The organism is Nonomuraea sp. bgisy101 (assembly GCF_057708945.1).
Genome location: NZ_JBYITD010000007.1, coordinates 207038 through 230861, shown reverse-complemented (window position 1 = coordinate 230861; position 23824 = coordinate 207038). Strand labels below are relative to the sequence as shown.

General features: G+C 70.2%; 22 protein-coding genes. 15 read left to right on the top strand and 7 right to left on the bottom strand.

Annotated elements, in window-relative coordinates:
* Positions 1-5 precede the first annotated feature (5 nt).
* The 3 genes from AC3EO4_RS15710 to AC3EO4_RS15700 all read left to right on the top strand — a co-directional run bounded on the left by AC3EO4_RS15710 (position 6) and on the right by AC3EO4_RS15700 (position 4294).
* Positions 6-794: an ABC transporter ATP-binding protein gene (locus AC3EO4_RS15710; RefSeq protein ID WP_379573763.1), complete on the top strand. Its 789-nt coding sequence runs from the start codon at positions 6-8 to the stop codon at positions 792-794.
* Positions 791-2233, top strand: a complete 1443-nt coding sequence (locus AC3EO4_RS15705) for an amidohydrolase family protein (RefSeq protein ID WP_379573762.1) — start codon at positions 791-793, stop codon at positions 2231-2233. Before AC3EO4_RS15710 ends, AC3EO4_RS15705 begins: the two co-directional genes overlap by 4 nt.
* 150 nt (positions 2234-2383) lie before the next feature.
* The gene (locus AC3EO4_RS15700; protein ID WP_379573761.1) at positions 2384-4294 is read left to right on the top strand and encodes a glycoside hydrolase family 71 protein; all 1911 of its coding nucleotides are present in this window, start codon (positions 2384-2386) and stop codon (positions 4292-4294) included.
* 45 nt (positions 4295-4339) lie between these two features.
* On the opposite strand, the gene AC3EO4_RS15695 is transcribed toward AC3EO4_RS15700, so the two are convergent.
* Positions 4340-4843 carry a GlcG/HbpS family heme-binding protein gene (locus tag AC3EO4_RS15695; RefSeq protein WP_379573760.1) on the bottom strand — a complete coding sequence of 168 codons (504 nt, stop codon included), beginning with the start codon at positions 4841-4843 and terminating at the stop codon, positions 4340-4342.
* A gap of 168 nt (positions 4844-5011) precedes the next feature.
* Here AC3EO4_RS15695 and AC3EO4_RS15690 point away from each other — a divergent pair, with 168 nt between their 5' ends.
* Positions 5012-5275 (top strand): DUF4031 domain-containing protein, encoded by a 264-nt coding sequence (locus AC3EO4_RS15690; RefSeq protein WP_431896211.1) that lies wholly within the window; start codon positions 5012-5014, stop codon positions 5273-5275.
* 13 nt (positions 5276-5288) lie between these two features.
* On the opposite strand, the gene AC3EO4_RS15685 is transcribed toward AC3EO4_RS15690, so the two are convergent.
* A complete protein-coding gene (locus AC3EO4_RS15685; protein WP_431896210.1) occupies positions 5289-5993 on the bottom strand; it encodes an HD domain-containing protein in 705 nt (234 codons plus the stop codon).
* A gap of 51 nt (positions 5994-6044) precedes the next feature.
* Positions 6045-6668 (bottom strand): alpha-ketoglutarate-dependent dioxygenase AlkB, encoded by a 624-nt coding sequence (locus AC3EO4_RS15680; protein WP_431896208.1) that lies wholly within the window; start codon positions 6666-6668, stop codon positions 6045-6047.
* A 274-nt stretch (positions 6669-6942) separates the two neighbouring features.
* On the opposite strand from AC3EO4_RS15680, the gene AC3EO4_RS15675 reads away from it, so the two are divergent.
* The 3 genes from AC3EO4_RS15675 to AC3EO4_RS15665 all read left to right on the top strand — a co-directional run bounded on the left by AC3EO4_RS15675 (position 6943) and on the right by AC3EO4_RS15665 (position 10438).
* Entirely contained in the window at positions 6943-7530 is a 588-nt protein-coding gene (locus tag AC3EO4_RS15675; protein WP_431896207.1) for a type II toxin-antitoxin system Phd/YefM family antitoxin, read from the top strand.
* Positions 7531-8204: 674 nt separating this feature from the next.
* The gene (locus AC3EO4_RS15670; protein WP_431896205.1) at positions 8205-9530 is read left to right on the top strand and encodes a DUF1254 domain-containing protein; all 1326 of its coding nucleotides are present in this window, start codon (positions 8205-8207) and stop codon (positions 9528-9530) included.
* Positions 9531-9877: 347 nt separating this feature from the next.
* Positions 9878-10438, top strand: a complete 561-nt coding sequence (locus AC3EO4_RS15665) for a cysteine hydrolase family protein (protein ID WP_431896203.1) — start codon at positions 9878-9880, stop codon at positions 10436-10438.
* A gap of 114 nt (positions 10439-10552) precedes the next feature.
* Here the strand turns inward: AC3EO4_RS15665 and AC3EO4_RS15660 are convergent, their stop codons facing one another.
* Positions 10553-10708, bottom strand: coding sequence for a hypothetical protein (locus AC3EO4_RS15660; protein WP_431896202.1), 156 nt, complete (start codon positions 10706-10708; stop codon positions 10553-10555).
* 80 nt (positions 10709-10788) lie between these two features.
* Here AC3EO4_RS15660 and AC3EO4_RS15655 point away from each other — a divergent pair, with 80 nt between their 5' ends.
* The 8 genes from AC3EO4_RS15655 to AC3EO4_RS15620 all read left to right on the top strand — a co-directional run bounded on the left by AC3EO4_RS15655 (position 10789) and on the right by AC3EO4_RS15620 (position 21559).
* On the top strand, positions 10789-13227 hold the full coding sequence (locus AC3EO4_RS15655) for a M9 family metallopeptidase (protein WP_431896201.1): 2439 nt from the start codon (positions 10789-10791) through the stop codon (positions 13225-13227).
* A gap of 112 nt (positions 13228-13339) precedes the next feature.
* Positions 13340-14488, top strand: coding sequence for an aminotransferase class V-fold PLP-dependent enzyme (locus AC3EO4_RS15650; RefSeq protein ID WP_431896199.1), 1149 nt, complete (start codon positions 13340-13342; stop codon positions 14486-14488).
* A gap of 18 nt (positions 14489-14506) precedes the next feature.
* Positions 14507-15811 (top strand): ABC transporter substrate-binding protein, encoded by a 1305-nt coding sequence (locus tag AC3EO4_RS15645; RefSeq protein WP_431896198.1) that lies wholly within the window; start codon positions 14507-14509, stop codon positions 15809-15811.
* Positions 15808-16710: a carbohydrate ABC transporter permease gene (locus tag AC3EO4_RS15640; protein WP_379573749.1), complete on the top strand. Its 903-nt coding sequence runs from the start codon at positions 15808-15810 to the stop codon at positions 16708-16710. The genes AC3EO4_RS15645 and AC3EO4_RS15640 overlap by 4 nt, the downstream gene beginning before the upstream one ends.
* Positions 16707-17516: a carbohydrate ABC transporter permease gene (locus tag AC3EO4_RS15635; protein WP_379573748.1), complete on the top strand. Its 810-nt coding sequence runs from the start codon at positions 16707-16709 to the stop codon at positions 17514-17516. The genes AC3EO4_RS15640 and AC3EO4_RS15635 overlap by 4 nt, the downstream gene beginning before the upstream one ends.
* Positions 17517-17518: 2 nt before the next feature.
* Positions 17519-19225 carry a glycoside hydrolase family 36 protein gene (locus AC3EO4_RS15630; RefSeq protein ID WP_431896197.1) on the top strand — a complete coding sequence of 569 codons (1707 nt, stop codon included), beginning with the start codon at positions 17519-17521 and terminating at the stop codon, positions 19223-19225.
* 1 nt (position 19226) lies between these two features.
* Complete coding sequence (locus AC3EO4_RS15625) at positions 19227-20255, top strand: LacI family DNA-binding transcriptional regulator (RefSeq protein WP_431896196.1); 1029 nt, start codon at positions 19227-19229, stop codon at positions 20253-20255.
* Between the two features lie 23 nt (positions 20256-20278).
* The gene (locus AC3EO4_RS15620) at positions 20279-21559 is read left to right on the top strand and encodes a hypothetical protein (protein ID WP_431896194.1); all 1281 of its coding nucleotides are present in this window, start codon (positions 20279-20281) and stop codon (positions 21557-21559) included.
* Here AC3EO4_RS15620 and AC3EO4_RS15615 read toward each other — a convergent pair.
* The 3 genes from AC3EO4_RS15615 to AC3EO4_RS15605 are packed head-to-tail and all read right to left on the bottom strand — an operon-like array spanning position 21531 to position 23803.
* On the bottom strand, positions 21531-22253 hold the full coding sequence (locus AC3EO4_RS15615) for an amino acid ABC transporter ATP-binding protein (RefSeq protein WP_379573744.1): 723 nt from the start codon (positions 22251-22253) through the stop codon (positions 21531-21533). The genes AC3EO4_RS15620 and AC3EO4_RS15615 overlap by 29 nt on opposite strands.
* Positions 22250-22969: an amino acid ABC transporter permease gene (locus AC3EO4_RS15610; protein WP_379573743.1), complete on the bottom strand. Its 720-nt coding sequence runs from the start codon at positions 22967-22969 to the stop codon at positions 22250-22252. Before AC3EO4_RS15610 ends, AC3EO4_RS15615 begins: the two co-directional genes overlap by 4 nt.
* Positions 22970-23803 (bottom strand): ABC transporter substrate-binding protein, encoded by an 834-nt coding sequence (locus AC3EO4_RS15605; protein ID WP_379573742.1) that lies wholly within the window; start codon positions 23801-23803, stop codon positions 22970-22972.
* Between the last annotated feature and the right edge of the window lie 21 nt (positions 23804-23824).

Genomic DNA, 23824 nt, shown 5'->3' with positions numbered 1-23824 from the left:
GGCCCATGACAGTGGTACAGGCCGAGGGGCTGCGCAAGGTGTACGGCGAGGCGGTCGCCGTCCAGGAGGTGTCGTTCACCGTCGAGGAGGGTCAGTCGCTGGCCATCGTGGGCGAGTCGGGATCCGGCAAGACCACGGTAGCCAGGATGCTGCTCGGCCTGGAGACGCCCACGAGCGGGACGATCACCGTCTGCGGGCGGCCGCGCCCGGCCGGGCGCGTGGCCTCGAAGGAGCGGCGCAGGCGGGCCAGGGAGATCCAGATCGTCTTCCAGGATCCCTACTCCTCGCTGGACAAGCTGCAGCGCGTCGGCGACGTCATCGCCACCAGCCTGTCGCTGCACTTCACGCTCACCCCTGCCGAGCTGCGCAGGCGCACGACGGAGCTGCTGGAGTCGGTCGGCCTCGCCGAACGGCACGCCGCCATGCTGCCCAGGCAGCTGTCCGGCGGGCAGCGGCAGCGCGTGGCCATCGCCCGCGCGATCGCCGTCGAGCCCCGCGTGCTGGTGCTGGACGAGGCCGTCGCGGCGCTCGACGTGTCCATCCAGGCCCAGATCCTCAACCTGCTCGCCGACATCCGCGAGCGCGGCCGGATCAGCTACGTCTTCATCTCGCACGACCTGGCCGTCGTCAACCAGATCAGCGACACGGCCATCGTGATGCACAAGGGCGAGGTCGTGGAGCGCGGCCCCACCGCCGACCTGCTGCGCGACCCGCGCGAGGACTACACCAGGGCCCTGCTGGCCGCCGTCCCCCGTCCCGGCTGGAAGCCGACCAGGAGAAACAGAGAACAGTGAGCACCACACTCGTCAAGGCGTCGTACGTCATCGGTTTCGACGGCGCCGACCACGTCATCCACCGTGACGGCTGCGTCGTCTACGCGGGCGACTCGATCGTCCATGTCGGCGCGGCCTACGAGGGACCCGTGGACGAGGTGATCGACGCGGGCGAGGCGATCGTCGGACCCGGTTTCATCGACCTCGACGCGCTGTCCGACATCGACCACGCGATCATCGACACGTGGCATGCCGCCTCCGACGGGCTGAACTGGTCCCTCGACTACGCCACCACCCGCAGGACGGCGGTCTTCCCCCTGGGGGAGACGCTGTTCATGCGCGAGTACGCGCTCACGCAGCTCATCCGCAACGGCATCACCACCGCGATGCCGATCGCCGCCGAGACCCACAGCGCGTGGGCCGAGTCCTACGAGGAGTTCGCCGGCGTCGCCGAGATCGCCGGACGGCTCGGGCTGCGCATGTACCTGGGGCCCAGCTACCGGTCCGGCGTGCCCGTCCAGGCCGCCGGCACACGGGACGTCCACTGGGAGCCGGCCCTGGGCGAGAAGGGGCTGGCCGACGCGGTCAGGTTCGTGCGCGACTTCGACGGGGCCTACGGCGGGCGGCTGCGCGGCGCGCTGCTGCCGTGCAGGATCGAGACCGTCACCCTCGATCTGATGCGAGCCACCGCGCGGGCCGCCGAGGAGCTCGACTGCCTGGTGCGGCTGCACTGCATGCAGGGGTTGACGGAGCTGCGACTGCTCGAGGAGTGGTACGGCAGGCACCCGCTCGACGTGCTGGACGAGGTGGGGCTGCTCGGCCCGCGCCTGCTCGTCCCGCACGCGCTCTACCTGGGCTCGCCCGGCACGCCGTTCGAGGGCTCGCCCGACCGGCTGGCGTCGCTGGCGGGCATCGTGCACTGCCCGCTGACCATGGTGAGGTACGGCGACGCGCTGCGCGACTTCGACCGCTACCGGGCGGCGGGGGTGAACGTGGCGCTGGGCACCGACTCCTTCCCGCCCGACATGATCCGCAACATGGACTACGGCAACAACCTGGCCAAGCTGGTCACGGGGCGGCTGGAGGCGGGGTCGGCGGCCGACTACTACCGGGCGGCGACGCTGAACGGGGCCAGGGCGCTGGGCCGCGAGGACCTGGGCAGGCTCGCGCCGGGCGCGAAGGCGGACTTGCTGGTCGTCGACCTGTCGGGACCGCGGACCGGGCCCGTCGACGATCCGATCAGGACGCTGCTGATGAACTGCTCGGGCGCGGACGTGTCGACGGTGGTGATCGACGGGCGGATCGTCATGCGGGACGGGGTGATCCCCGGCGTTGACGAGGCGGCGTTCAGGGCGCGCGCCCAGGCGTACTTCGAGGAGATGAAGGCGGCGTACTCGCTGCGCGACCACCTGGGCAGGCCGGCGGACGAGCTGTTCCCTCCGTCGTTTCGCCTGCTCTGAGAGACGCATCGATCAGCAGATGTAATCGATCATTATATGTAATCGTCAGCGTGGGGAGGGGCCCATGGCTCTATGATCATGCCCGTTGTCATGCGATATGTCAGGACATATCGTTACATGGAGGGCACGATAAGCATGCGCATACGCGCGATGACCCTGTTATTGGTCACCCTGGCAGGCACCGCCACGATGATCTCCCCGACCGTCGCGGCGGCCGCGGAGAAGACCGTCACGTTCGCGTCCGAGGAGGACAGCTACGTCAGCCAGGCCGGACCGGGCAAGACGCACCACACCGTCACCTGGCTGTCGGTCTGCACCACCCCCTGCGACGGCGCGAACGCCTCCGAGCGCGGCGCCTACATGCGTTTCACCGTCAAGGACGTCCCGGACAACGCCGTCAACGTCAAGATGACCCTGGACGTGCAGTCCGTCAGGACCACCGACACCACCCTCGAGGTGCGGCCGGTCACCGGCGAGTGGACGGCCGACACGCTCACCTTCGACAACCGTCCCGCCGTGGGTGCGGTGATCACCACCCACAAGGGTCTGACCGCCGGCGGCACGGCGAAGCTGGACGTGTCCTCCGCCTTCACCGGCAACGGCGCCTACGACTTCGCGCTGACCTCCCCGTCAGGCGCCCACGGCGTGCTCCACTCCTCGCGCGCCACGGCGGGCCAGGGCCCCAAGCTGTCGATCAGCTACGACACGCAGGCGGCCACGCCCAGCGGCCCGCTGCCGTTCGCCATGCCGTCCCTCGCGGCGCTGCGGGGCTCGGAGCGCAAGGTCTTCGCGCACTACTTCACGCCGTATCCGCTCTCACTGAACAACAAGGCGGGCGCCGACGACTACTACACCAAGCACTACCTCACCCCGACCGGCGAGAACGGCAAGCACGCCGCCTACGGCGGCCTGCTCAGGGACCGTCCCGTGCCGAGGGGCGTGCTGTCAGGCGACTGGCAGCTCGCGGACATGAAGAAGGAGATCCAGACCGCCGCAGCGGCCGGTCTCGACGGCTTCACCGTGGACGTCCTGTCTCTCACCAGCGCCCACTGGGATCGCCTCCAGGTGCTGATCAAGGCGGCTGAGGCGGTGGACCCGGGCTTCAAGATCGTCCTGATGCCCGACATGACCTCGCTGAAGACCGACGCGGCCACGCTGGCCGCCTCCATGGCCAAGCTCGCCGCCTCCAAGTCCGTCTACCGCCTGGCCGACAAGCGCCTGGTGATCTCCCCGTTCAAGGCGGAGGGGCAGTCGGCCGCGTGGTGGCAGAACTTCATGAAGATCATGAAGGACACGCACGGCATCACGGTCGCCTTCGTCCCCGTCTTCCTGAATTTCCCGTCGAACGCCGCGGCCTTCGCGCCGATCAGCTACGGCTTCTCCAACTGGGGCAACCGCAGCCCGGCGGGCCAGAGCGGCATCGCCTCGAACGTCGCCAAGGCGCACGGCATGGACAAGATCTGGATGCAGCCGGTGTCCGTCCAGGACGAGCGGCCCAACCAGAGCATCTACGACGAGGCCAACAACACCGAGAACCTCCGCCTCACCTGGGAGAAGGCCATCTCGGAAGACGCGGACTGGATCCAGCTGACCACCTGGAACGACTTCTCCGAGGGCACCCAGTTCGCGCCCAGCGTGCACAACGGCGGCGCCTATTTGGACATCTCGTCCTACTACCTGACCTGGCTCAAGACCGGCAAGGCGCCGGCCATCGTCCGCGACACGCTCTACCTGACGCATCGCACGCAGTTCGCGGCGGCCAGGCCGACGTCGGGCACGCAGACCAGATTCATGGCCCCGCGCCCTGGTACGAGCACGCCGCGGGACACGGTGGAGGTGCTCTCCTTCCTCACCCGCGACGCGACGGTGAAGGCGAGCATCGGCGGCGCCCAGAAGACCTACGCGGGACAGGCGGGGCTCCAGGCCAAGACGTTCCCCCTGGCGTACGGGGAGAACAAGGCATCGGTCGGCGCGGTGACGGTCACCTCGCCCTGGCAGGTGAAGAAGGACTTCGCCGTACAGGACCTGCAGTACCACGCGGTGAGCAGCGGCCGGAAGTGAACAGGTGCGGGTCCCCCTGCCGGGGACCCGCACCCCTGGGGACCGTCAGCCGAGGCCCTGGACGGCCTTCAGGCCGGCCTGCGCGAGGGCCTCGTCGATGTCGCCGGAGGGCGCGCCCCCGACGCCGATGCCCGCGATCGGGGCGCCGTCGACGGCCACGGGGATGCCACCGGCCAGCAGCAGCGTGCCGGGGATGGCCGCCAGCGCCTGGTTCTTCGACAGCGCGCTGGTCGCCTGACCGAACGAGACCGCGGTGAACGCCTTGCGCCTGGCCGACTCCTCCGTCTGCGGGCCGGCGCCGTCGCCCTTGAGGATCAGGCGGGTCGCGCCCGAGCGGTCCACGATCGCCACCGTCACGCGCTGCTTCTGCTTGGCCGCCTCCTTCTGCACCGCGTCGGCGATCCTCAGGGCGGCTTCGGCGGACAGCACCTTGGTCTCGACGACGGCCGGGCCGGCCGCGGCGGCCTGGGCGACCTGGACGGTGGCGACGCCACTGGTGAGAGCGAGGGCGGCGACGGCTCCAGCGACCAGGCGGGTACGGATCTTCATGGTGTCGTTTCTCCAGGTCGGAACGGCTTGACTGATTTAAGGTTGCCGTCCGGCGCGCCCCGCTCCATCAGGGATCCGGATGAACCTCCCATCAACCGATCGGTTGATGCCGATCGTCCCCGAGAGCCCCCTCATGGGATGGTTCCCGATGGTTCTACGCTTGTCGGCGTGACCGTGCTGATCGATCCCCCCAACTGGCCCGGCCCCCGAGGCTTGCTGTGGTCCCACCTGGTCAGCGACACCTCGCTGGAGGAACTGCACGCGTTCGCGCTGCGGCTGGGAGTGCCGGAACGGGCGTTCGACCGGGACCACTACGACGTGCCCGAGACCGTGCACTCGCGCGCCGTCGCCATGGGCGCCGAGCCCGTCACCTCGCGGGAACTGCTCGCCCGCCTGATCGCCGCGGGACTGCGCCGCCGCAAACTCCGCTGACCGGGGCCGCTGGTCAGCTTTCGAGAGCCGCCAGCTCGGCGGCCATGTTCGCGCGGGCCTTCCCCTCCCACAGCTCGTGGGCGAGCGCCGTGCGGTACAGGCGCGGCGCGGCGAGCAGCCGCCGCAGCATCTGCGCCCTGCCCTGCCTGAACAGCTCGTCGGGGACGTGGGCGTACTCCCGCCTGACGGCACTCGCGTAGGCCGGGTAGGCATCGCCCGCCAGCACGGCCAGGTCGGCGTCGCACAGCACGGCGCCGTTCGCGTCCCGCCCTGACATCGCGCCCGCGTCCCGCCCTGACGCCGTGCCCGCGGTCCGCCCTGACGCCGCGCCCGCGTCCTGCGCCGGCCCGGCCGCGGTGTAGTCGGGGTCGTGGGTGGCGGTGAGGCGGACGAGCCTGGCCACCTCGGCGACCCGCTCCCCCGGCACGCCGCACCTCGGCAGGCGGGACAGGGCGAGCTGGGCGCTGCGCTCCTCGTCCGAGCCCGCCCTGCCCTCGTAGACCGCGTCGTGGAACCACGCGGCCAGCCGTACCGCGTCGAGGTCGGCGGCCACCGGCGCCAGCGTGTCGATCGCGGCGAGGACCGCGCGCAGATGGTCGGGGGTGTGGTACCTGCGGTGCGGCTCGGCCCACCTGGCGAGCAGCTCGGCCCCTACGGCCCCGGCCGCGTGAGACGGCCCCACCAGCCCGGTCCAGCCGTCGGCGAGAGAGTGCGACACAGGCCGAGCCTACTGATCGGCCCGGTGGGCGGCTCCGGCCGGGGGCGGTGGTCAGCGGACGCCGCGAGGCCTGAACTGGATGCTGACGCGGGGGCCGACGGGACGCGCCGTCTTGGGGATCGCGTGTTCCCAGGTGCGCTGGCAGCTGCCGCCCATGACGATGAGGTCGCCGTGACCCAGCTCGTGCCGGACCGTCGCGCCTCCGCCGTCGCGGGGGCGCAGCATTAGGGCGCGGGGAGCGCCCACCGAGACGATGGCCACCATGGTGTCCTCGGTGCTCCCCCTGCCGATCGTGTCGCCGTGCCAGGCCACGCTGTCGCGGCCGTCGCGGTAGAAGCACAGGCCCGCCGTGACGAACGGCTCGCCCAGCTCGGCGCCGTAGTGCTCGTCGAGCGCCGCCCTGGCCTCCTCCAGCATCGGCTCGGGCAGCGGCTCGCCCTCCTCGTAGAAGGCGAGCAGCCGGGGCACGTCGACCACCCGGTCGTACATGTGTCGGCGCTCGGCGCGCCAGCGCACTCCGGCGATCAGCCGGTCGAGCAGGGCGTCGGCGCCGCCGATCCAGCCGGGCCTGAGGTCGATCCAGGCGCCGCGACCCAGGTCGACGCGCCTGACCGTGGACCCGAGCGGTCCTGGACCGTCCGAGGAGAAGCAGTCGAGCAACGAAGCCTGAAACATGTGTTCGATTATAGGCTCGTGACCCGCGAAAGTGACAGCAGGCCCCGGTTGTCCCGTGACAGCGCCAGGGCCGCGCCCATCACCTTGGGCGGATCATGACGAGGTCAGGGAGGAGTCCCGCATCCGCCCGGCCGGTGGTCCAGTGCGGGGGGAGGGCGAGGGCGGTGACGGTGTGCCCGGCGCCGCGGTGAGTAGACGGCGCCGGCCACGGCCGCACATCGCCATATTTGTCATGTGCCTTGAGAAATTCCGTAAGGCGCCTTACGATCTCCGGATGATCAACACGGAACGGCTGTCGTACGACGAACACGTGGCGCTGCTCGGTGTCCCCTACTCCGTCGAGGACGCCCGCGCCCGCTGGGCCTCGCTCGTGGAGGAGGCCAGGAATGGCAGCACTGTCATGATCACCCGAGAGCGCTGGCAGTGGGCCGGGCTGGTGCCGCTGTCGAAGGTGGGCGGGGTGTGGAGCGGCCTGCCCCTCGTGCCGGTGTCGACGGCGCGGTCCAAGCTCGGCGACCTCGTACGCCAGGTCGCCGACCCGCACGGGGAGCCCGTGCTGCTGGGCCGCCACCGCTCCCCGGTCGCCGGCCTGGTCGCGGCCCATGTCTTGCTGGGCAGAGCCGCTCCCTCGGACCATCCGGCCGCCGATGCGTTGCTGGTCGGCGGCCACACCATTGCCCTCTCTCACGATTTCGTGGAAGGCCTCGTCGTGGCCGTCGCCCGCGATCAGGACGGCGCCGAGGTCTCAACCGGGGCGGGGCGCAACTCCCGTGAAGCGCTGCGCGCCCTCGCCGAGCCGCCGCCGTGGAGTCGGCCGGGCCGGCCCGCGGCCGGCATGACCAGCGCGTCTGGACCGGAGTAGGCGAGCGACTCATGCCCGTCCTGGCGAAAGGCGGACAAAGGTCGGCAGCCGCCTTTGGCGCGGATCAGCGCCAAAGGCAACCCTCCAGGCGAGGCTTCGACTCGAGTGCACCCCTGCCGGCGCCACGAACAGCGGGTGACCTCGGCCCACCACACCCAACCAGGCGCTCGTCGGCGCAACCAGGCTTGCACGGTTACGTGTACATGCCTGTGCACGTCTTCCGGTGGACCGACATACGAGATAGTCGGCTGTTATCGCGCGCCGAGCGACGTGCTGCCACCAGCGTGTCCATTGATCGGGGGACTCGGGTGGCTGGTCGGCGGTCAGCAGGTGGTCTCCGCAGAGCGGGCAGCGCGCATCCTGCCTGGTGAGCAGGCGCAGCGTATACCGATCCAGCACAGGTGTGACCCGCGTGTGGCGGTGGCGAAGTTCGCCCCGAACAGAGGAATCCACGCCGTGGTCTCGGGCGTGATCCTGATCTTCGCCGGCGTGCTGGGGAGCGCTTGGCGCGGTACCGGTCCGTCGGGCGACAGTTGGACTCCGGGTGCGGGCCAGGGTGAACGATCTCTTGGTCGATATTTACGCATCGATGCTTTCTGCCCTCTTGCGGGAGCCAGAGACTGATAGGCGACGCGTGTCGAAGGATCCTGAAGCCCCGTTCCGGGAGGAGCGCCATGGAAGCCGCGAGCCAGGATGTTCATCAGAACGCCGTCCAGGCATACATCTACGGCTATCCACTGGTGCTGATGGAGACCACCAGACAATTCTTGACCAACGTCGAGGAACCCGACCCCGTCACCCTTAGAGCGCCCGTCAATCAGTTCGCAAAGGCGAACGCCCTCCCCGACCCCGGTTTCAAGCAGGTCGTCTCACCCAACCTCGACACGCTCTACACGTCCGCGTGGCTGGATCTGGCCCAGGAGCCCATGGTGCTGCACCTGCCCGACACCCGCGGCCGGTACTACCTCATGCCCATGCTGGACGCCTGGACCAATGTGTTCGCCTCACCCGGGACACGGACCACCGGCACCGGCGAGGGCGACTTCGCCATCACCGGCCCGAACTGGAACGGCACCCTGCCAGACGGCGTCGAACAGCTCACATCCCCGACCGACACGGTCTGGATCATTGGCCGCACCCAGCTCGACGGCCCATCCGACCTGCCCGCCGTGGCGGAGCTCGTGGATCAGTACACCCTCCAGCCGCTCAGCGCCTACGGGCGCGGCGCCTACACGCCCCCGGCCGGCAAAGTCGATCCCGGCATCGCGATGGCGTCACCGCCCCGGCAGGTCGAGCAGATGGACGCCCAGACGTTCTTCTCCCAGCTGGCAGCCGCAATGCGGACCGACTCCCCGACAGCCGCGGACAAGCCCATGGCAGTCACACTCGCCCAGCTGAACATCCAGCCGGGACAGCCATTCGACATCAACGCCGTCGATTCGACCACCGCGCAGGCCCTGCACGCAGCGGTCCCCGCAGCCCAGGAGCAGATCAAGGCCGCCGTCGCCGCGATAGGCGAGAACGTCAACGGCTGGCAAGTCGCCACCAATCTGGGCAGCTACGGCACCGACTACCTGCGGCGCGCCGCCATCGCATGGCAAGGACTCGGCGCGAACCTGCCCCAAGACGCCATCTACCCGATCGCCTTCGTCGACGGCCAGGGCCAGCCGCTCAACGGCGCGAACAACTACACCATCCACTTCCCTGCCGGCCAGTTGCCTCCGGCCAACGCGTTCTGGTCGCTGACGATGTACGACCCCACCGGTTTCCTGGTCGACAATCCGATCAACCGATACGAGATCGGCCATGTCGCGAAACCCACCGCCGATCCCGACGGGTCGGTGGATCTCTACATCCAGCACGACGCCCCCTCCGACATGCAACCCAACTGGCTGCCTGCCCCGGCCGGAGGGTTCAACCTCATCCTGCGCATGTACTGGCCCGAGCAAAGCGTCGTGGACGGCACTTGGGCCCCGCCCCCGGTCACCAAGACCCCCTGACACCCTTCACAAACGGCGTCCCCCGGATCGGAGAAAGCACGTCCGCTCAGCGGCCGAGCCGAGCTGCTTGGCGCCAGTCGCTCAATGATCTACAAGGCCCTCCGCCCGAGTCCGTGCGACCAGGGATGCCTTGAGCTCGCGCCATCGAGGTGTGAGCGAGTCAGGGGGCTGGTCGTGGTGGACATAGAGCCCGATAGTGCGGCCTACGGCCCAAGCCGCCATGCGCCGCGACCAATGACCCATACGCGAATCTGTCCCACTATTGTCGTACTTGATCGACGACAACCACGCCAAGGATGCCACCGTGGAGGATGGCCGACGGCACGCCGTACAGACAAGGAAGGCGTATGACCACCACCGCGCTCATCGTCGGCGACCTGCAGGCCGGCATCGTGGACAACTATCCCTTCGCCGCCGGCGTGCTTCCCGTCATGGAGAGGGTTGTCCCCGCGGCCAGAGCCTCCGGAATTCCGGTGATCTTCATACGTTTCGGGGTCCGGGCCTCAGGCCTTGATGTGTCAGCGGGAAACCAGTTGATCAGCTCCCTGCACGGGGCGGGGACACTGTTCCACGAAGAATCCCCTGAGACGCTCGTGCACTCGCGCATCGAGCCGTTGCCGGGTGAGTCCGTCGTCGTCAAGCGCCGCGCCAGCGCGTTCGCGGCGACCGACCTCGATCTGCTTCTGCGCGCCCAGCGCATCGACTCGATCGTGCTGACCGGTGTTGCGACCGGGGCTATGGTCGCCGCCACGCTCTACGACGCCGCCGATCGGGACTATCGCGTGACCGTGCTCAGCGACGCCTGCGCCGACGAGGAGCCGGACGTGCACGACTTCTTGATCAACCGCGTCTTCCCGGCCAGGGGTGCCGACGTCCTCACGAGCCACGAGTGGACCGCCCGCCTGTGACCAGCCGTCATCATGGGAGATCTGGGTCATGCTCGCGATGAGACGGAGCACTTGACCCGCTCGGCCTTCGATGACAAGAGCGTGACGCCGACCGGCAGTCCGGCCCCGGGGATTTTAGGGGGCGACGAGGTCGCCGGTGAGCAGCAGTACGAGCCTGACCGTCTTGACGTGCGTGCCGAGGCCGGCCGCGACGTCGTCGCCGAGCGCGAGCTCGGACGCATATGAACGTTCAGATAGTAGCGTCTTGCCACCCGGCGAAGGGTGTGACATGTTACACATCACGTAGCCCATCGCGGCCGGCCGGATGTTCGGGGGCCCGGCCCTACCGCGCTCCACCCCCAGGAGTAGCGATGAGAATCGCGAAGTCCCTGCTGAAAGCGGCTGTCGTGGCCCTGACGCTCACCCTCGGAGCGGGCGGCCTCGCCCCTGCCTCCCACGCCGCCTCCCTCGAGTTATCCGCGGCGGCCCCGCCCTCCGCGGGCGCCGCCACGACCGAACGCACCGCAACCTCCGAACCAGCCGCGCACACCTCAACCTCCGAACCGGCCGCGCGCACAGGAAGCCCCACCGCCGCCGCGGACGCCGTGAGCCCCACGGACGCCGCGGGCCCCGCGCAGGCCGCGGCGACGTCGGGCCGGGCCCCGTCGGGCGACCGGCCGCCGCCCGCCGGAGACGACTCGGCCGCCCGCCCGCACCGGCAGGCCGAGCCGCTGCCCGCCACCGAGCTTCCGCCGCTCGCCGAACCCCGGAAGGAGAGCAGGCGCGACTACGACGACCCCGCCGCGACAGAGCGCACGCGCCCGCGCCCCTCCGCGCGCTCCGCCAAGGCGGCGGCCTGCGACGTCACCGACTTCACCACCAGGACGGGCGACGCGCTCGTGGCCGCGATCAAGGCGGCGCAGGTCTCGTGCGTCAACACGCTGTTCACGCTGACCGGCGCCGACGCCCGCGGCGCCTTCAGGGAATCGCAGATGATCACCGTGGCGGACGCCCTGCGCGGCGCCGCGCCCTCCTACCCCGGCGACAACTCCACCTCCGTCGAGCAGATCGTGCTCTACCTGCGCGCCGGCTACTACGTGCAGTGGTACAACGAGGACGCGGTCGGGCCGTACACCGAGAGCCTGCAGGTGCCGGTACGGGCGGGACTCGACGCCTTCTTCGCCGCGCCGGCCTCCAGGACCGTCTCCGACGCCAACGGAGAGGTGCTCACCGAGGCGGTCATCCTGACCGCGAGCTCGGGAGAGAACGCCCGCTACATCCCGGTCATGAAGCGCCTGCTCGACTCCTACGACAGCGCCCACAACGCCTCGTGGTGGATGCGGAACGCGGTCTACGAGGCGTTCAACACGATCTTCCGCGGCCATTGGAGGCCCGACTTCGTCGCCGCCGTCGCCGCCGACAACGGCCTGCTCCACTCCCTGAAGGCCTTCGCCGCCGACCATCTCGACCTGCTCGGCACCGACTCCGCCTTCATGACCGTCAACGCCGGGCGGGAGCTGGCCAGGTTCCTCACCCACCCGGAGCTGGTCCCGACCGTCAAGCCGATGGTGAAGGCCATGCTGGTGGAGTACTCGATGACCGGCAGGACCGCTCCGCTGTGGATCGGCATCGCGGACGTCACCTTCGACAGCGTTCCCGCTGACTGCGCCTTCTACGACGTGTGCGACCTTCCCGCCAGGCTGAAGGCGGTGGCCCTGCCGCTCACCCACACCTGCGGACCGACCCTTCGCATCCTGGCGCAGGAGATGACCGCGGCGCAGTTCGCCACGACCTGCGCGAGCCTGGCCGGCCAGGACGCCTTCTTCCACAACCTGGTCGACTCCGGCGGCAGACCCGTCGCCGACGACGGCAACACCACGCTGGAGGTGGTCGTCTTCGACTCCAGCGCCGACTACCGGACCTACGCGGGCCCGATCTACGGCATCGACACCAACAACGGCGGCATGTACCTGGAAGGCGACCCGGCCGCGGCGGGCAACCAGGCGCGCTTCATCGCCTACGAGGCGACGTGGGAGCGCCCCGACTTCGCGGTGTGGAACCTCAACCACGAGTACACGCACTACCTCGACGGCCGCTTCGACCTGTACGGGAACTTCGGCGCGCCGACCACGCCCGTCGTGTGGTGGAACGAGGGCCTGGCCGAGTACGTGTCGTGGTCCTACCGCGGCCTGCCCAACACCACCGCCTACACCGAGGCGGGCAAGCACAGCCACACGCTGCGCGACCTCTTCGACACCGCCTACGGCCAGGGCGAGAACCGGATCTACGTCTGGGGCTACCTCGCCGTCCGCTACATGTTCGAGCGGCAGCGGGCCGAGGTCGCCACGCTGCTCGGTCACTACAGGACGGGGAACTGGAGCGCGGCGGGCGCGATGCTGCGCTCGCTCGACCACGAGACCGACTGGAGGACGTGGCTGACCGCGTGCGCGGCGGGCGCGTGCGCCGAGCCGCCCACCCTGCCCGACTGCACCGGCGCCGACCCGCGCCTCATGGGCGAGGACTGCAGGCGCACCGGCATCGGGCACACCAACCAGAACTACGCCTACTTCTACCTGTGGATCCCGGCGGGCGTGACCAGGCTCAAGGTCACCTCCTCGGGCGGCACGGGCAACGCCGACCTGTACGTCAGGCGGGCGGGATGGGCGACCCGCACTTCTCATGACGCCGGATCCACGGGGCCCGGTACCTCGGAGAGCCTGGTGGCCGACGTCACGCCGAACAGCTGGAACTACGTCAGCCTGTACGGCGTGACGGACTTCAGCGGCGTCACGCTGACCACCGAGTACTGACCCCGCACGATCGGGCGCGCCGGGGGTCTTCCCGGCGCGCCCGGTTTACCCTAATATGAACGTTCATACCTCCCCCACCCCCCTGGAGCCCCTCATGCGGCGAGTAGACGATATGAACGTTCAACTCGCCCGCTACCTGGCGCGATTCGACGAGCTTCCCGGCTACGTCGACTTCGCCCGAGTCGGGCCGATCTCGCACGACGTCGCCATGACGCTCGTCGAGGCGGCACGCTTGAGCAGGGGCGAGCAGGTGGTGGAGGTGCTGTCGGCACGGGCCGAGGCGGTCCGCGCGGGCGCGGCCCTGTTCCTGGGAGCCGCGCCGCACGAGGTCGGCTTCGCCACCTCCACCAGCCACGCCCTGTTCGCGACCGCGGCCGCCTTCCGTCCCTGCGCCACCGGCGAGGGCGGGAACGAGGGCGACGAGGGCGTGGTGCTGGTGCGGCGCGGCGAGTTCCCCGCGAACGTCTACCCGTGGCTGCGGTTCCAGGACCGCGGAGGCCTGCGGGTGCGCTGGATCGACGCCCCCCGGGTGACCCCCGAGAACGTCGCCGCGCACCTGACCCCCGACGTCAGGGCCCTCACGGTCAGCGCGGTGGACGCCCTGACCGGCCACAGGCCGCCGCTCGGCGCGCTCAAGGAGGTCCTCGGGCCGGACAGGGTCCTGGTCGTGGACGCCATCCAGGGTCTCGGCGCGGTCCCGCTGGAGCTCGAGGCCGCCGACGTGCTCGCCTCCGGCGGCCAGAAATGGCTCAGGGCAGGATGGGGCGCGGCCCTCCTCCTGGTCCGTGACCGTGTCGCCCACCTGCTGTTCCCCGGCCTCGGCGGGTGGCCTGGCGTCCGCGACCCCCTGGCGGCCGACGACCATCCGCGCGAGCCGCTCGACGGGGCGGACGCGCACGCCATGACCAACCCCGACTATCCGGCCGTCAGCTCCCTCGGCACCGCCCTCGACCTCGTCACCGCCGTGGGCGTCGAGACGATCGCCGCGAAGATCGCCGACACGCTCGGCGCCCTGCTCGACACCGCCAGAGCCGCCGGCGCGGAGATCCCGCACGACGAACTCATCCCCGCCGAGCGCGGCGGCATCGCCTGCCTCCGCCTGCCCGGGCACGACCCGGTGGACGTCCACGCCGCCCTCGCGAAAGCGGGGCTCGCCACCACCCTGCGCGGCCGTTGGATCCGGCTGTCCCCCCATGCCACCACCCCGAGCCAGGCCGTGGATCGCCTGGCCGAGGGGCTGCGTACCGCACGCAGGCCCTGACCCCCCGAAAGGAACGAAATGATCAACCGTCGCGCGGCCCTCGCCGTCCTCCTCACCGGCGCTCTCACCGCGGCCTGCGGCACCGCAGGGGAACCGGAGCAGACGGGCCCCGTCAAGATCACCGTCTGGTCGTGGAAGCCCGCCTCCGACGGCCTGGCCGCCGTCGCCAAGGACTTCGAGAAGGCCAACCCGAACATCAAGGTCACCGTCCAGGCGGTCGGCAACCCCGCCATCTGGGACAAGATCACCATCGGCATGGCCGCGGGCGGCAAGGGCCTGGGCGACGTGCTGCACATCGGCATCGACTACCTGCCCGGCTACATGGACAAGTTCCCCGGCGGCCTGGCCGACCTGCGCAAGCTGGGCGCCGACTCCCACAAGGACGCCTTCGCCAAGGGCCTGTGGCCGACCGTGACGGGCAAGGACGGCGGCGTCTACGCGATGCCGTGGGAGGTCAACCCGGTCGGCTTCTTCTACCGCAAGGACCTGTTCGACAAGGCCGGCGTCGACCCCGAGAAGGTCACCACGTGGGACGAGGCGATCGAGGCAGGCAAGAAGCTCAAGGAGAAGACCGGCGCCTTCCTCATCGGCCTCAACAAGCCGGCCGCCAACGGCGTGGACATGGACTTCTACCAGGCGCTGCTCCAGCAGCAGGGCGCCTTCTACTTCAACAAGGAGGGCGAGGTCACGCTCGCCTCCGCGCCCGCCGTCCAGGCCATGACGCTCATCAAGAAGATGAACGACGCCGGCATCGTCGCCGACACCTCGGGCGAGGGCACGGCCAAGCAGCTCATCAGCGGCGGCAAGCTGGCCGTGCTGCCGTGGGCGGCGTGGGCGGTCAGCTACATCCCCGAGATGCGCCCGGAGCAGAAGGGCCTGTGGCGCGTGATGCAGCCGCCCGCCGTGACGCCCGGCGGCAAGCGCGCCGCGATCGTCAACTCCACGCACCTGGCGGTGTCGGGCACCAGCCCGCACCAGAAGGAGGCGTACAAGTTCGTGGAGTACGCGCTGACCAAGCCCGAAGTGATCAACAAGGTGTTCAAGGAGGGCGGCGTCTTCCCCGCGCTGACCGCGGCCTACTCCGACCCGAGGTTCACCGCGCCCCAGCCGTACTTCGGCGACCAGCCCGCGCTCAAGACGTTCGTCGACGCGCTCACCGAGGGCGCCGACGCCACCTACTACTCCGGCGACTACGCCAGAGCTCTGAAGATCGCCAGTGACGCGCAGACGAAGGTGCTGCTCAAGGGCGCCGACCCGGCCGCCGCGCTGACCGAGGCCGCCACGCTGCTGTCCCAGCAGACGAACAGGAAGCTGGCCGGATGACGCTCACCCTGTCCAGGCCGCGGGAGCGGGCGCGGACCAGGCGGTCGTACGTCACCAGGCGGAACATCCCCTACCTGCTGATCATGCCCGCGCTGCTCGGCTTCCTGGTCTTCAAGGCCTATCCGATCCTCGCCGCGATGTACATCAGCCTGACCACCGGCGCGGGCGCGGCCCGCAGCTTCGTCGGGCTCGACAACTACGTGCGGCTGGTGAACGACCCGCTGTTCTGGACCTCGCTCTGGAACACGGGGCTCATCCTGGTCGTCCAGGTGCCGATCATGCTGCTGCTCGCGCTGCTGCTGGCGCTCGGCCTCAACTCCCCCTCCCTACGGCTGCGCGGCCTGTGGCGGCTCGGCGTGTTCATGCCGAGCCTGACGGGCCTGGTCGCCTACGGCGTGATGTTCTCGGTGATCCTGCGCAAGGACTCGGGCCTGCTCAACTGGATGCTCAGCCTCTTCGGCGTGACGCCGATCGACTGGCTGGGCAGCCCCTTCTGGGCGCGCATCGCCATCGTCATCGCGCTGACCTGGCACTACACCGGCTACAACGCGGTGATCTACCTGGCCGGCCTGCAGAGCATCCCCAAGGAGCTGTACGAGGCGGCGATGGTCGACGGCGCCGGCGCGGTCCGCAGGTTCTGGTCGATCACGGTGCCGCAGCTGCGGCCGATCCTCGCGCTGACCATCGTGCTGTCGACGATCGGGACGCTGCAGCTGTTCGACGAGCCGTTCGTGCTGACCGGCGGCGGGCCCGACAACTCCACACTGACGATCTCGCTTTACCTGTACCAGAACGGCTTCCGCTACTTCGACTTCGGTTACGCGGCGGCGATCGCCTACGCCCTGACGTTGATCGTGGCCGTGTTCGGCATCGCACAGATGAGGTTGCAGAAGAAATGAAGGGCTGGACGCTGACTTTCACGCTGGCCGTGGTGTTCGGGCTGTGCGTCGGCCCGTTCTACTGGCTGGCGATGGCCGCCACGCACGGCAACGCCGAGATCTTCTCCTGGCCGCCGAAGTTCTACCCCGGCGACCAGCTGGCCGCGAACACGGCCAAGCTGGAGGAGTCGATCGGCCTCATGCAGGTGCTGGGCAACACGCTGTACGTGGCGGTCGTGCAGACCGCGGGCGCGATCGTGGTGTCGCTGCTGGCGGGCTACGCCTTCGCCAAGTTCACCTTCAGGGGCCGCAACCTGTTCTTCGTGCTGCTGTTGTCGACGCTCGTCATCCCCGGCGGCGTCACCATCATCCCGATCTTCGAGATGATGAACGACATCGGGCTGATCGACAGCTATCCGGCGCTGATCCTGCCGAGCCTGTCGGTACCGTTCGGCATCTTCCTGATGCGGCAGTCACTGCTGGCCGTACCCGACGAACTGCTGGACGCGGCGCGGGTGGACGGCGCCGGCGAGCTGCGGGTGCTGTGGCGGGTGGTGATCCCGGTGATGCGCCCCGTGCTGGCCGCGCTGGCGGTCTTCCTGTTCCTCGGCGCGTGGAACGACTTCCTGTGGCCGCTGATCGCGCTGCGCACGCCCGAGATGTACACGCTGCCCGTCGCGCTGGCCACGCTGCAGGGGCTGGCCAGGACCGACTTCGGCCAGGTCATGGTGGGCACGGCGATCTCCTCGCTGCCCATGATGATCCTCTTCCTCGTTCTCCAGCGACAGTTCATCTCCGGCCTGCTGGCCGGTGCCACGAAGGGATAGACATGCAGATCTGGGAGCCGCACGCGCTCGACGAGACGACCGTGGTCCACGCGGGCGAGGTCGAGGTGGCGGTCGCGGGGACCACCGGCGTCACGGTGACGCCGGTCGCCGAGGGCGTCTGGCTGATCGACGCGCCCGAGGCGACGGCGGCGCAGTGGAAGGTGCCGTGCGTGAAGACCGCCGCCTTCTGGACGCCGGGCAGCGGCACCCGCTGGGTGCCGCCGATCTGGAACGCGCCGATGTCGGCCAGGCTGACCGTGGGCGCGCCCGTGGTGAGCCTGGTCGGTACGGCGGGCACCAACGTGTGCACGGCGGCGCTGGCCGAGTCGGTGGCACCGGTGAGCTTCACCGGGGGGCTGATCGAGGAGACCGGCGAGTTCGTCTTCACCCTGCAGGGCGACGGGCTGCGCATCAGGCTCGACCTGTCGGACCGGCTGTACTCCGCGGCCCTGGCCGGCGTGGCCGAGTGGTGGCAGGCGGGCCGCGAGCTGCCGCCGACTCCGCGCCAGGCCAGGCTGCCGGTCTACTCCACCTGGTACAGCATGCACCAGGAGGTCACGGCCGAGTCGGTGGAGCTGCAGGCCAGGCTGTCGAAGCGGCTCGGCTGCGACACGATCATCGTGGACGACGGCTGGCAGACCGCCGACCGGGCCCGCGGGTACGCCTTCTGCGGCGACTGGGAGCCCAACCAGGAGGCGTTCCCCGACATCGTGAGCCATGTGCGCAAGGTTCAGGGCAACGACATGGCCTACCTGCTGTGGTACGCCCTGCCGTTCGTCGGCAAGCACAACGGGGCCTTCGAACGCTTCGACGGCAGGTTCCTGCGCTACCTCGACCACATGGACGCGGCGGTGCTCGACCCGCGTCACCCCGAGGTGCGCGCGTTCCTCATCGACAAGCTCGCCCAGGCGGTCGAGCTCTGGGGCATGGACGGCTTGAAGATCGACTTCGTGGACCGGTTCGCCACGCCGGGCGGCGATCCGGCTCCCTCCGAAGGCGCCGACTGCGCGGAGGTCGACGAGGGGGTGCGGCGGCTGCTGCACGATCTCGACGCCCGGCTGCGCCGTACCAGGCCCGAGGTGCTGATCGAGCACCGCCAGCCGTACACGAGCCCCGGGCTGTGGCCGTACGCGAACATGGTGCGAGCGGCCGACTGCCCCCTCAGCCCGCAGGAGAACCGGCAGCGCACGATCGACCTGCGGCTGACCGCGGGACCGCTCGCCGTGCACTCGGACATGATCCTCTGGCACCCCGACGAGCCCGCCGAGCAGGTGGCGGTGCACCTGATCAACGCGCTGTTCTCGGTGCCGCAGGTGTCGGTCGACCTGGCGGCCCAGCGGCCCGACCAGCTGGCCGCCATCGAGTTCTGGCTCGGCGTCTTCCGCCGCCACCTCGACACGCTCCAGTTGGGCGTGCTGGAGCCCTCGCAGCCTGAACACGGCTATCCGCTCGTGCGGGCCTACGATGGGCAGACCACGATCATCGCCCGCTACGCTCCCCTCGCCGTGGACGTGCCGGGCACGGGCGAGGTGCTCATCGCCAACGCCGACCCCGACCCCCGCGTGGTCCTCTACGGCGAGGGCGAGGCACAAGCCGAGGTCCTCGACTGCGGAGGGACGCTCGTCTGGGCCGGCAGGCTCCGGTTCGACGCGGGAGCGAGCATGGTCGAGGTGCCCACAGGCGGCCTGCTCAAGCTGAGGAGAGACTGAAGTGACGGCACGTCGGCCGCGCGAGCGCGGGCTCACCATCGAGGACGTCGCGCGCGCGGCCGGCGTGTCCCGTCAGACGATCTCCAACGCGCTCAACGCCCCGCACCGGCTGAAGGCCGAGACGCTGGAGCGGGTGACGGCGCTGATCGAGGAGCTCGGCTACCGGCCCGACCAGTCGGCGCGCAGCCTGAAGTCGGGCACCAGGCGGATCATCGCCTACCCGACGCCGGTGGACGATCCGGCCAATCCCAACCCCTTGATGGGCGGGTTCCTCGAGGCGGTCGTGGCGGCGGCGGGCGAGGCCGGCTACCGGATCCTGCTGGTCAGGCCGCGTCCAGGCCAGACCCACGAGCAGGCGCTCGACGAGCTGATCGCCGCCCGCACAGTGGACGGCTTCCTGCTGTCCGACATACTGCGCGACGACCCCCGCGTCGCCCATCTGGCCGCCGAGGGCTTCCCCTTCGCCGCCTTCGGGCGCACGGAACCCGAGCACCCGCAGTCGTGGGTGGACGTCGACAGCGTCCAGGCGGTGACCGAGCTGGTGGGTCTGCTGGCCGCCCGAGGGCACCGCAAGGTCGCCTTCCTCGCCTCGTCGAGCGGGCAGCCGTGGATGGACGACCGGCGCGACGGGTTCCTCGCGGGCGTGCGCCGCCACGGCCTGGCCGGACAGGAGTTCTCCGTGCGGGGCGACGAGCCGGGCGAGATCGTCGCCGCCACCCGCGAACTGCTCGCGAGCCGCGCCCGCCCGACCGCGATCGTGGCGGGGGGCGACTGGCTGGCGCTCGGCGTGTACGCCGCCGCCAGGGCCGAGGGCGTGGAGATCGGCGCCGACCTGGCCCTCGTCGCCTTCGACGACCTGCCCGTCACCGCGTTCCTGCAGCCGGCCCTGACCACCGTGCGGCTGCCGCTCCGCCGTATCGCCGAGGCGCTGGTCAGCCGGCTGGTGCGCATCGTCGAGGACGGCGTCAATCCCCAGGCGGGCCTCCTGCTCCCAGGCGAGCTGGTGATCCGCCCCAGTCTCGGCCCGTGAGGGCCTCGTGATCGGAACCCTTCATGCGTATCGACTCCTCCAGCGAGGAGCTGGTGGCGATGTTCGAGTGGGCGCGCGACAGGGCGCTGCGCTGGGCGCACCCCGCCGGGTCGCGCGGCCCGCTCAACGTCGACGAGCGGCAGCCGCACGGCACAGGCGAGGGCGCCTACCTGCCCTCGTACTGGGCGGGCTACGCGCACCGCAGCGGCTTCTACCTGCGCGACTTCGTCCACCAGCTCCCCGGCGCCCACCTGCTCGGCCTCCACGCGGCCAACCTGGCGATGCTGCGCTGCTTCGCCGCGTCGGCCACCGAGGAGCACGGCCACCGTCCCGTGTGGGCCTTCAACTTCGACGGCTCGTACCTGTCGATCGACTACCGCGGCCCCGATGCGTTCGTCAGGGAGGCGCCCGCGGTCTACGAGCTGGTGGAGGCGGGCGCCGCCGCCTACCGGTGGACGGGTGACCGCTCGTACGTGGACGACCCCGTCCTGTGGGACTACTACCGGCGGGCGGTCGACCTGCCCCCGACCGCCATGGGGACGGGCATCTTCGACGGCACCGCCACCTACAACGAGCAGGACGGCGAGCCGCTGGCGGTGGCCGGTGACGGCGTCGCCGCGCAGTACGCCGCCTTCCTCGCGATGGCCGAGCTGTCCAGGGCGCGCGGCCTGGACGGCGACGCGTACGAGCGGCGGGCTCTCGACCTGTGCCGCCGCTTCGCCTCCGAGTGGAAGGGGGCGCGCGGCTTCACCAGGGACGGCACGCCCGTCACGGGCTGGGGCATGGAGAGCAGCTGGTTCCCCGCGCTCAAGCGGCTCACCGCCGACGAGGACCTCCTGGACCACATCGACGCCCAGACCCGCGGGCCCGGCAGGCCGCACAACGTGGAGGCGTGGACGTACCTGCCGGACACGTTCTTCCGCCACGGCAGGACCGAGACGGCCTGGCGGTGGATGAGAGAGATCTTCGCCTCCCGTGAAGGGGAGCACGTGGCGGGCGGGCGCAACGGCGACTATCCGGAGGTGTCGTTCACGCTGGTCAGCCAGGTGGTCGAGGGCCTGCTGGGCGTGCGGCCGCACGGCGACGCGATCGTCACGGAGCCCTCCCTGCCCGCGGGCGTCGACTGGCTGTCCGTCTCCGGCATCCCCGTCGGCGGCGGCAGCGTGGCGGTCCGCCACGAGGGCGGCACCACCACGCTCACCAACCTGTCGCGACACCTCACCTACACCTGGACGGCCTGCGGGCTCACCCAGCGGGTACCGCCGGGCGCCACGCTCACAGCACGTCGGACAGGAACTGCTTGAGCCTGGGGCTGACCGGCGCCTCGAAGATCTGCGACGGCGGCCCCGCCTCGACCGACACTCCCTCGTCGAGGAAGACCACGGTGTCGGCCGCCTCGCGGGCGAAGCCCATCTCGTGGGTGACGACCACCATGGTCATCCCCTCCCCGGCCAGGTCGGCCATCAGCCCGAGCACGCCCTTGACCAGTTCGGGGTCCAGCGCCGAGGTGGCCTCGTCGAAGAGCATCACCTGCGGCTCCATCGCCAGCGCCCTGGCGATGGCGGCCCGCTGCTGCTGGCCGCCGGACAGGTGGCCGGGCCTGGCGTCGGCCTTGCCCGCCAGGCCGACGAGATCGAGCTGGCGCCTGGCGATCGCCTCGGCCTCGTCGGCGGACACGCCTCTGATCCTGCGCAGCGGCAGCGTGAGGTTACGCAGGATGCTCATGTGCGGGAACAGGTTGAACTGCTGGAACACCATCCCGATCCGGCGCCGCAGCCGGTCGGGGTCCTCCCCCAGCACGCTCCGCCCGTCCAGCAGGACGTCGCCCCTGGAGGGTTCGAGCAGCCGGTTGATCGTGCGCAGGAACGTCGACTTACCCGAGCCGGAGGGACCGATCACGCAGGCCGTGTGCCCGTGCTCGACGTCGAGGTCCACGCCGCGCAGGACGGGCGTGGCGCCGAAGGACAGGTGGATGTCGCGGGTGACGACGCCGCTCATGCCCTCGCCTCCTTCGGTGCGGCCCGCAGCCGCCTGTCGATGTGGTTGACCAGGTGCGTGAGCGGCACGGTGAGCAGCAGGTAGAACAGCCCGGCCAGCACCAGCGCGGACTCGTTGCCGGTGTTGGCCGCCGCGTCCTGCCCGATCCTGAACAGCTCGCGCTGGGTGGCCAGCAGGCCGAGGAAGTAGACCAGGCTCGACTCCTTGACGAGCGCGATGACCTGGTTGACCAGCGCCGGCAGCACCCGCCGTACGCCCTGGGGGATGATCACCATGCGCAGCGCGGCGCCGCGGGAGAACCCCAGCGCGCGGGCGGCCTCCAACTGGCCGCTCTCGACGCTCTGGATGCCCGACCTGAAGATCTCACCGATGTAGGCGGCGGCGATCAGGGAGAGCGCGAGGATGCCCAGCGGATACGGGTTGGGCCCCCAGACCTGCATGCCGAGCGGCGCGAGCCCGACCCCGATGAGCAGGATGGTCACCACGGCGGGCAGCCCGCGGAAGACGTCGGTGTAGACGCGCGCGGGCCACCTGAGCCATCTGGCCCTGGCGATGCCCGCCATGGCCAGCAGCATGCCGAGGACCGTGCCGAGCACGGCGGAGAGGCCGGCCAGGATCAGCGTGTTGGGCAGCCCGACGGTGAGCATGTCGGGCAGCGCCTCGCGCATGGACTCCCAGTCGAAGAACATCCGCCACAGCGTCGACAACCAGTCCATTTACTTGGCGCCCGCGCTACCCGGCTTGAAGTCCGCGGGAATCGGGCGGCCGGGGTAGTACTGGTCCTGCAGCTTCTTCCACGTGCCGTCGGCGATGACCTCGTCCAGCGCCTTGTTCAGCGCGGCCAGCAGTTCGGGCTTGTCCTGCGCGACCGCGAAGGCCGTCGGCGAGGGGCTGAGCTGCTTGGCGGCGAGCACGATCGCGCCGTCGCTCTCCTTGGCGCTGGTCTCGCCGATCTCGGCGGGGGAGATCCAGGCGTCGGCGGTGCCGGCCTTGAGCTGGTTGACCGCGCCGTTGTAGTCGGGCACCCGGACGGGGTCGAGGCCCTGCTGGGTGGCGTAGTCGTCCTGGACGGTGCCCTGGACGACGACCACCCGCTTGCCCTTGAGCTCGTCGAAGGACTTGATCGCCGAGTCGGAGGGCACGTCGAGGCCGAAGTAGCCGAAGTCGTAGCCGTTGGTGAAGGCGACGGTCTTCTTGCGGGCCTCGGTGATCGTGATGGAGGAGCTGCCCACGTCGAACTTGTGCGTGGCCACCTGGGACAGGAGCGCGGAGAAGTCGGTGCCGACGAACTCGACCTTCAGGCCCGCCTTGGCCGCGACCGCGGAGAACAGGTCGTTGTCGAAGCCGGTGAACTTGCCGTCCTTGAGGAACACGTTCGGGGGCGCGTCGGTCAGTGTCCCCGTCCTGACGATCCCGGGCTGCAGGAGCTTGTACGGGTTGGCGGTGGCACCTCCCGCGGTGGCACCTCCCGCGGTGTCGCCTGATCCGTTCGACCCGCAGGCGGAGACGGCAAGGAGGGCGGCGAGGGCAAGGGCGATGCGCTTACTCATATCACATATCCAAGTAGGAAA

What these genes read in the sequence shown, in the direction of transcription:
- AC3EO4_RS15680 (WP_431896208.1), bottom strand. Translation starts at nt 6,668, where the DNA reads ATGTTTCAGGCTTCGTTGCTCGACTGCTTCTCCTCGGACGGTCCAGGA.
- AC3EO4_RS15710 (WP_379573763.1), top strand. Translation starts at nt 6, where the DNA reads ATGACAGTGGTACAGGCCGAGGGGCTGCGCAAGGTGTACGGCGAGGCG.
- AC3EO4_RS15610 (WP_379573743.1), bottom strand. Translation starts at nt 22,969, where the DNA reads ATGGACTGGTTGTCGACGCTGTGGCGGATGTTCTTCGACTGGGAGTCC.
- AC3EO4_RS15700 (WP_379573761.1), top strand. Translation starts at nt 2,384, where the DNA reads ATGACCCTGTTATTGGTCACCCTGGCAGGCACCGCCACGATGATCTCC.
- AC3EO4_RS15615 (WP_379573744.1), bottom strand. Translation starts at nt 22,253, where the DNA reads ATGAGCGGCGTCGTCACCCGCGACATCCACCTGTCCTTCGGCGCCACG.
- AC3EO4_RS15645 (WP_431896198.1), top strand. Translation starts at nt 14,507, where the DNA reads ATGATCAACCGTCGCGCGGCCCTCGCCGTCCTCCTCACCGGCGCTCTC.
- AC3EO4_RS15635 (WP_379573748.1), top strand. Translation starts at nt 16,707, where the DNA reads ATGAAGGGCTGGACGCTGACTTTCACGCTGGCCGTGGTGTTCGGGCTG.
- AC3EO4_RS15630 (WP_431896197.1), top strand. Translation starts at nt 17,519, where the DNA reads ATGCAGATCTGGGAGCCGCACGCGCTCGACGAGACGACCGTGGTCCAC.
- AC3EO4_RS15660 (WP_431896202.1), bottom strand. Translation starts at nt 10,708, where the DNA reads ATGTCACACCCTTCGCCGGGTGGCAAGACGCTACTATCTGAACGTTCA.
- AC3EO4_RS15650 (WP_431896199.1), top strand. Translation starts at nt 13,340, where the DNA reads ATGAACGTTCAACTCGCCCGCTACCTGGCGCGATTCGACGAGCTTCCC.
- AC3EO4_RS15675 (WP_431896207.1), top strand. Translation starts at nt 6,943, where the DNA reads ATGATCAACACGGAACGGCTGTCGTACGACGAACACGTGGCGCTGCTC.
- AC3EO4_RS15670 (WP_431896205.1), top strand. Translation starts at nt 8,205, where the DNA reads ATGGAAGCCGCGAGCCAGGATGTTCATCAGAACGCCGTCCAGGCATAC.
- AC3EO4_RS15655 (WP_431896201.1), top strand. Translation starts at nt 10,789, where the DNA reads ATGAGAATCGCGAAGTCCCTGCTGAAAGCGGCTGTCGTGGCCCTGACG.
- AC3EO4_RS15605 (WP_379573742.1), bottom strand. Translation starts at nt 23,803, where the DNA reads ATGAGTAAGCGCATCGCCCTTGCCCTCGCCGCCCTCCTTGCCGTCTCC.
- AC3EO4_RS15695 (WP_379573760.1), bottom strand. Translation starts at nt 4,843, where the DNA reads ATGAAGATCCGTACCCGCCTGGTCGCTGGAGCCGTCGCCGCCCTCGCT.
- AC3EO4_RS15640 (WP_379573749.1), top strand. Translation starts at nt 15,808, where the DNA reads ATGACGCTCACCCTGTCCAGGCCGCGGGAGCGGGCGCGGACCAGGCGG.
- AC3EO4_RS15620 (WP_431896194.1), top strand. Translation starts at nt 20,279, where the DNA reads ATGCGTATCGACTCCTCCAGCGAGGAGCTGGTGGCGATGTTCGAGTGG.
- AC3EO4_RS15665 (WP_431896203.1), top strand. Translation starts at nt 9,878, where the DNA reads ATGACCACCACCGCGCTCATCGTCGGCGACCTGCAGGCCGGCATCGTG.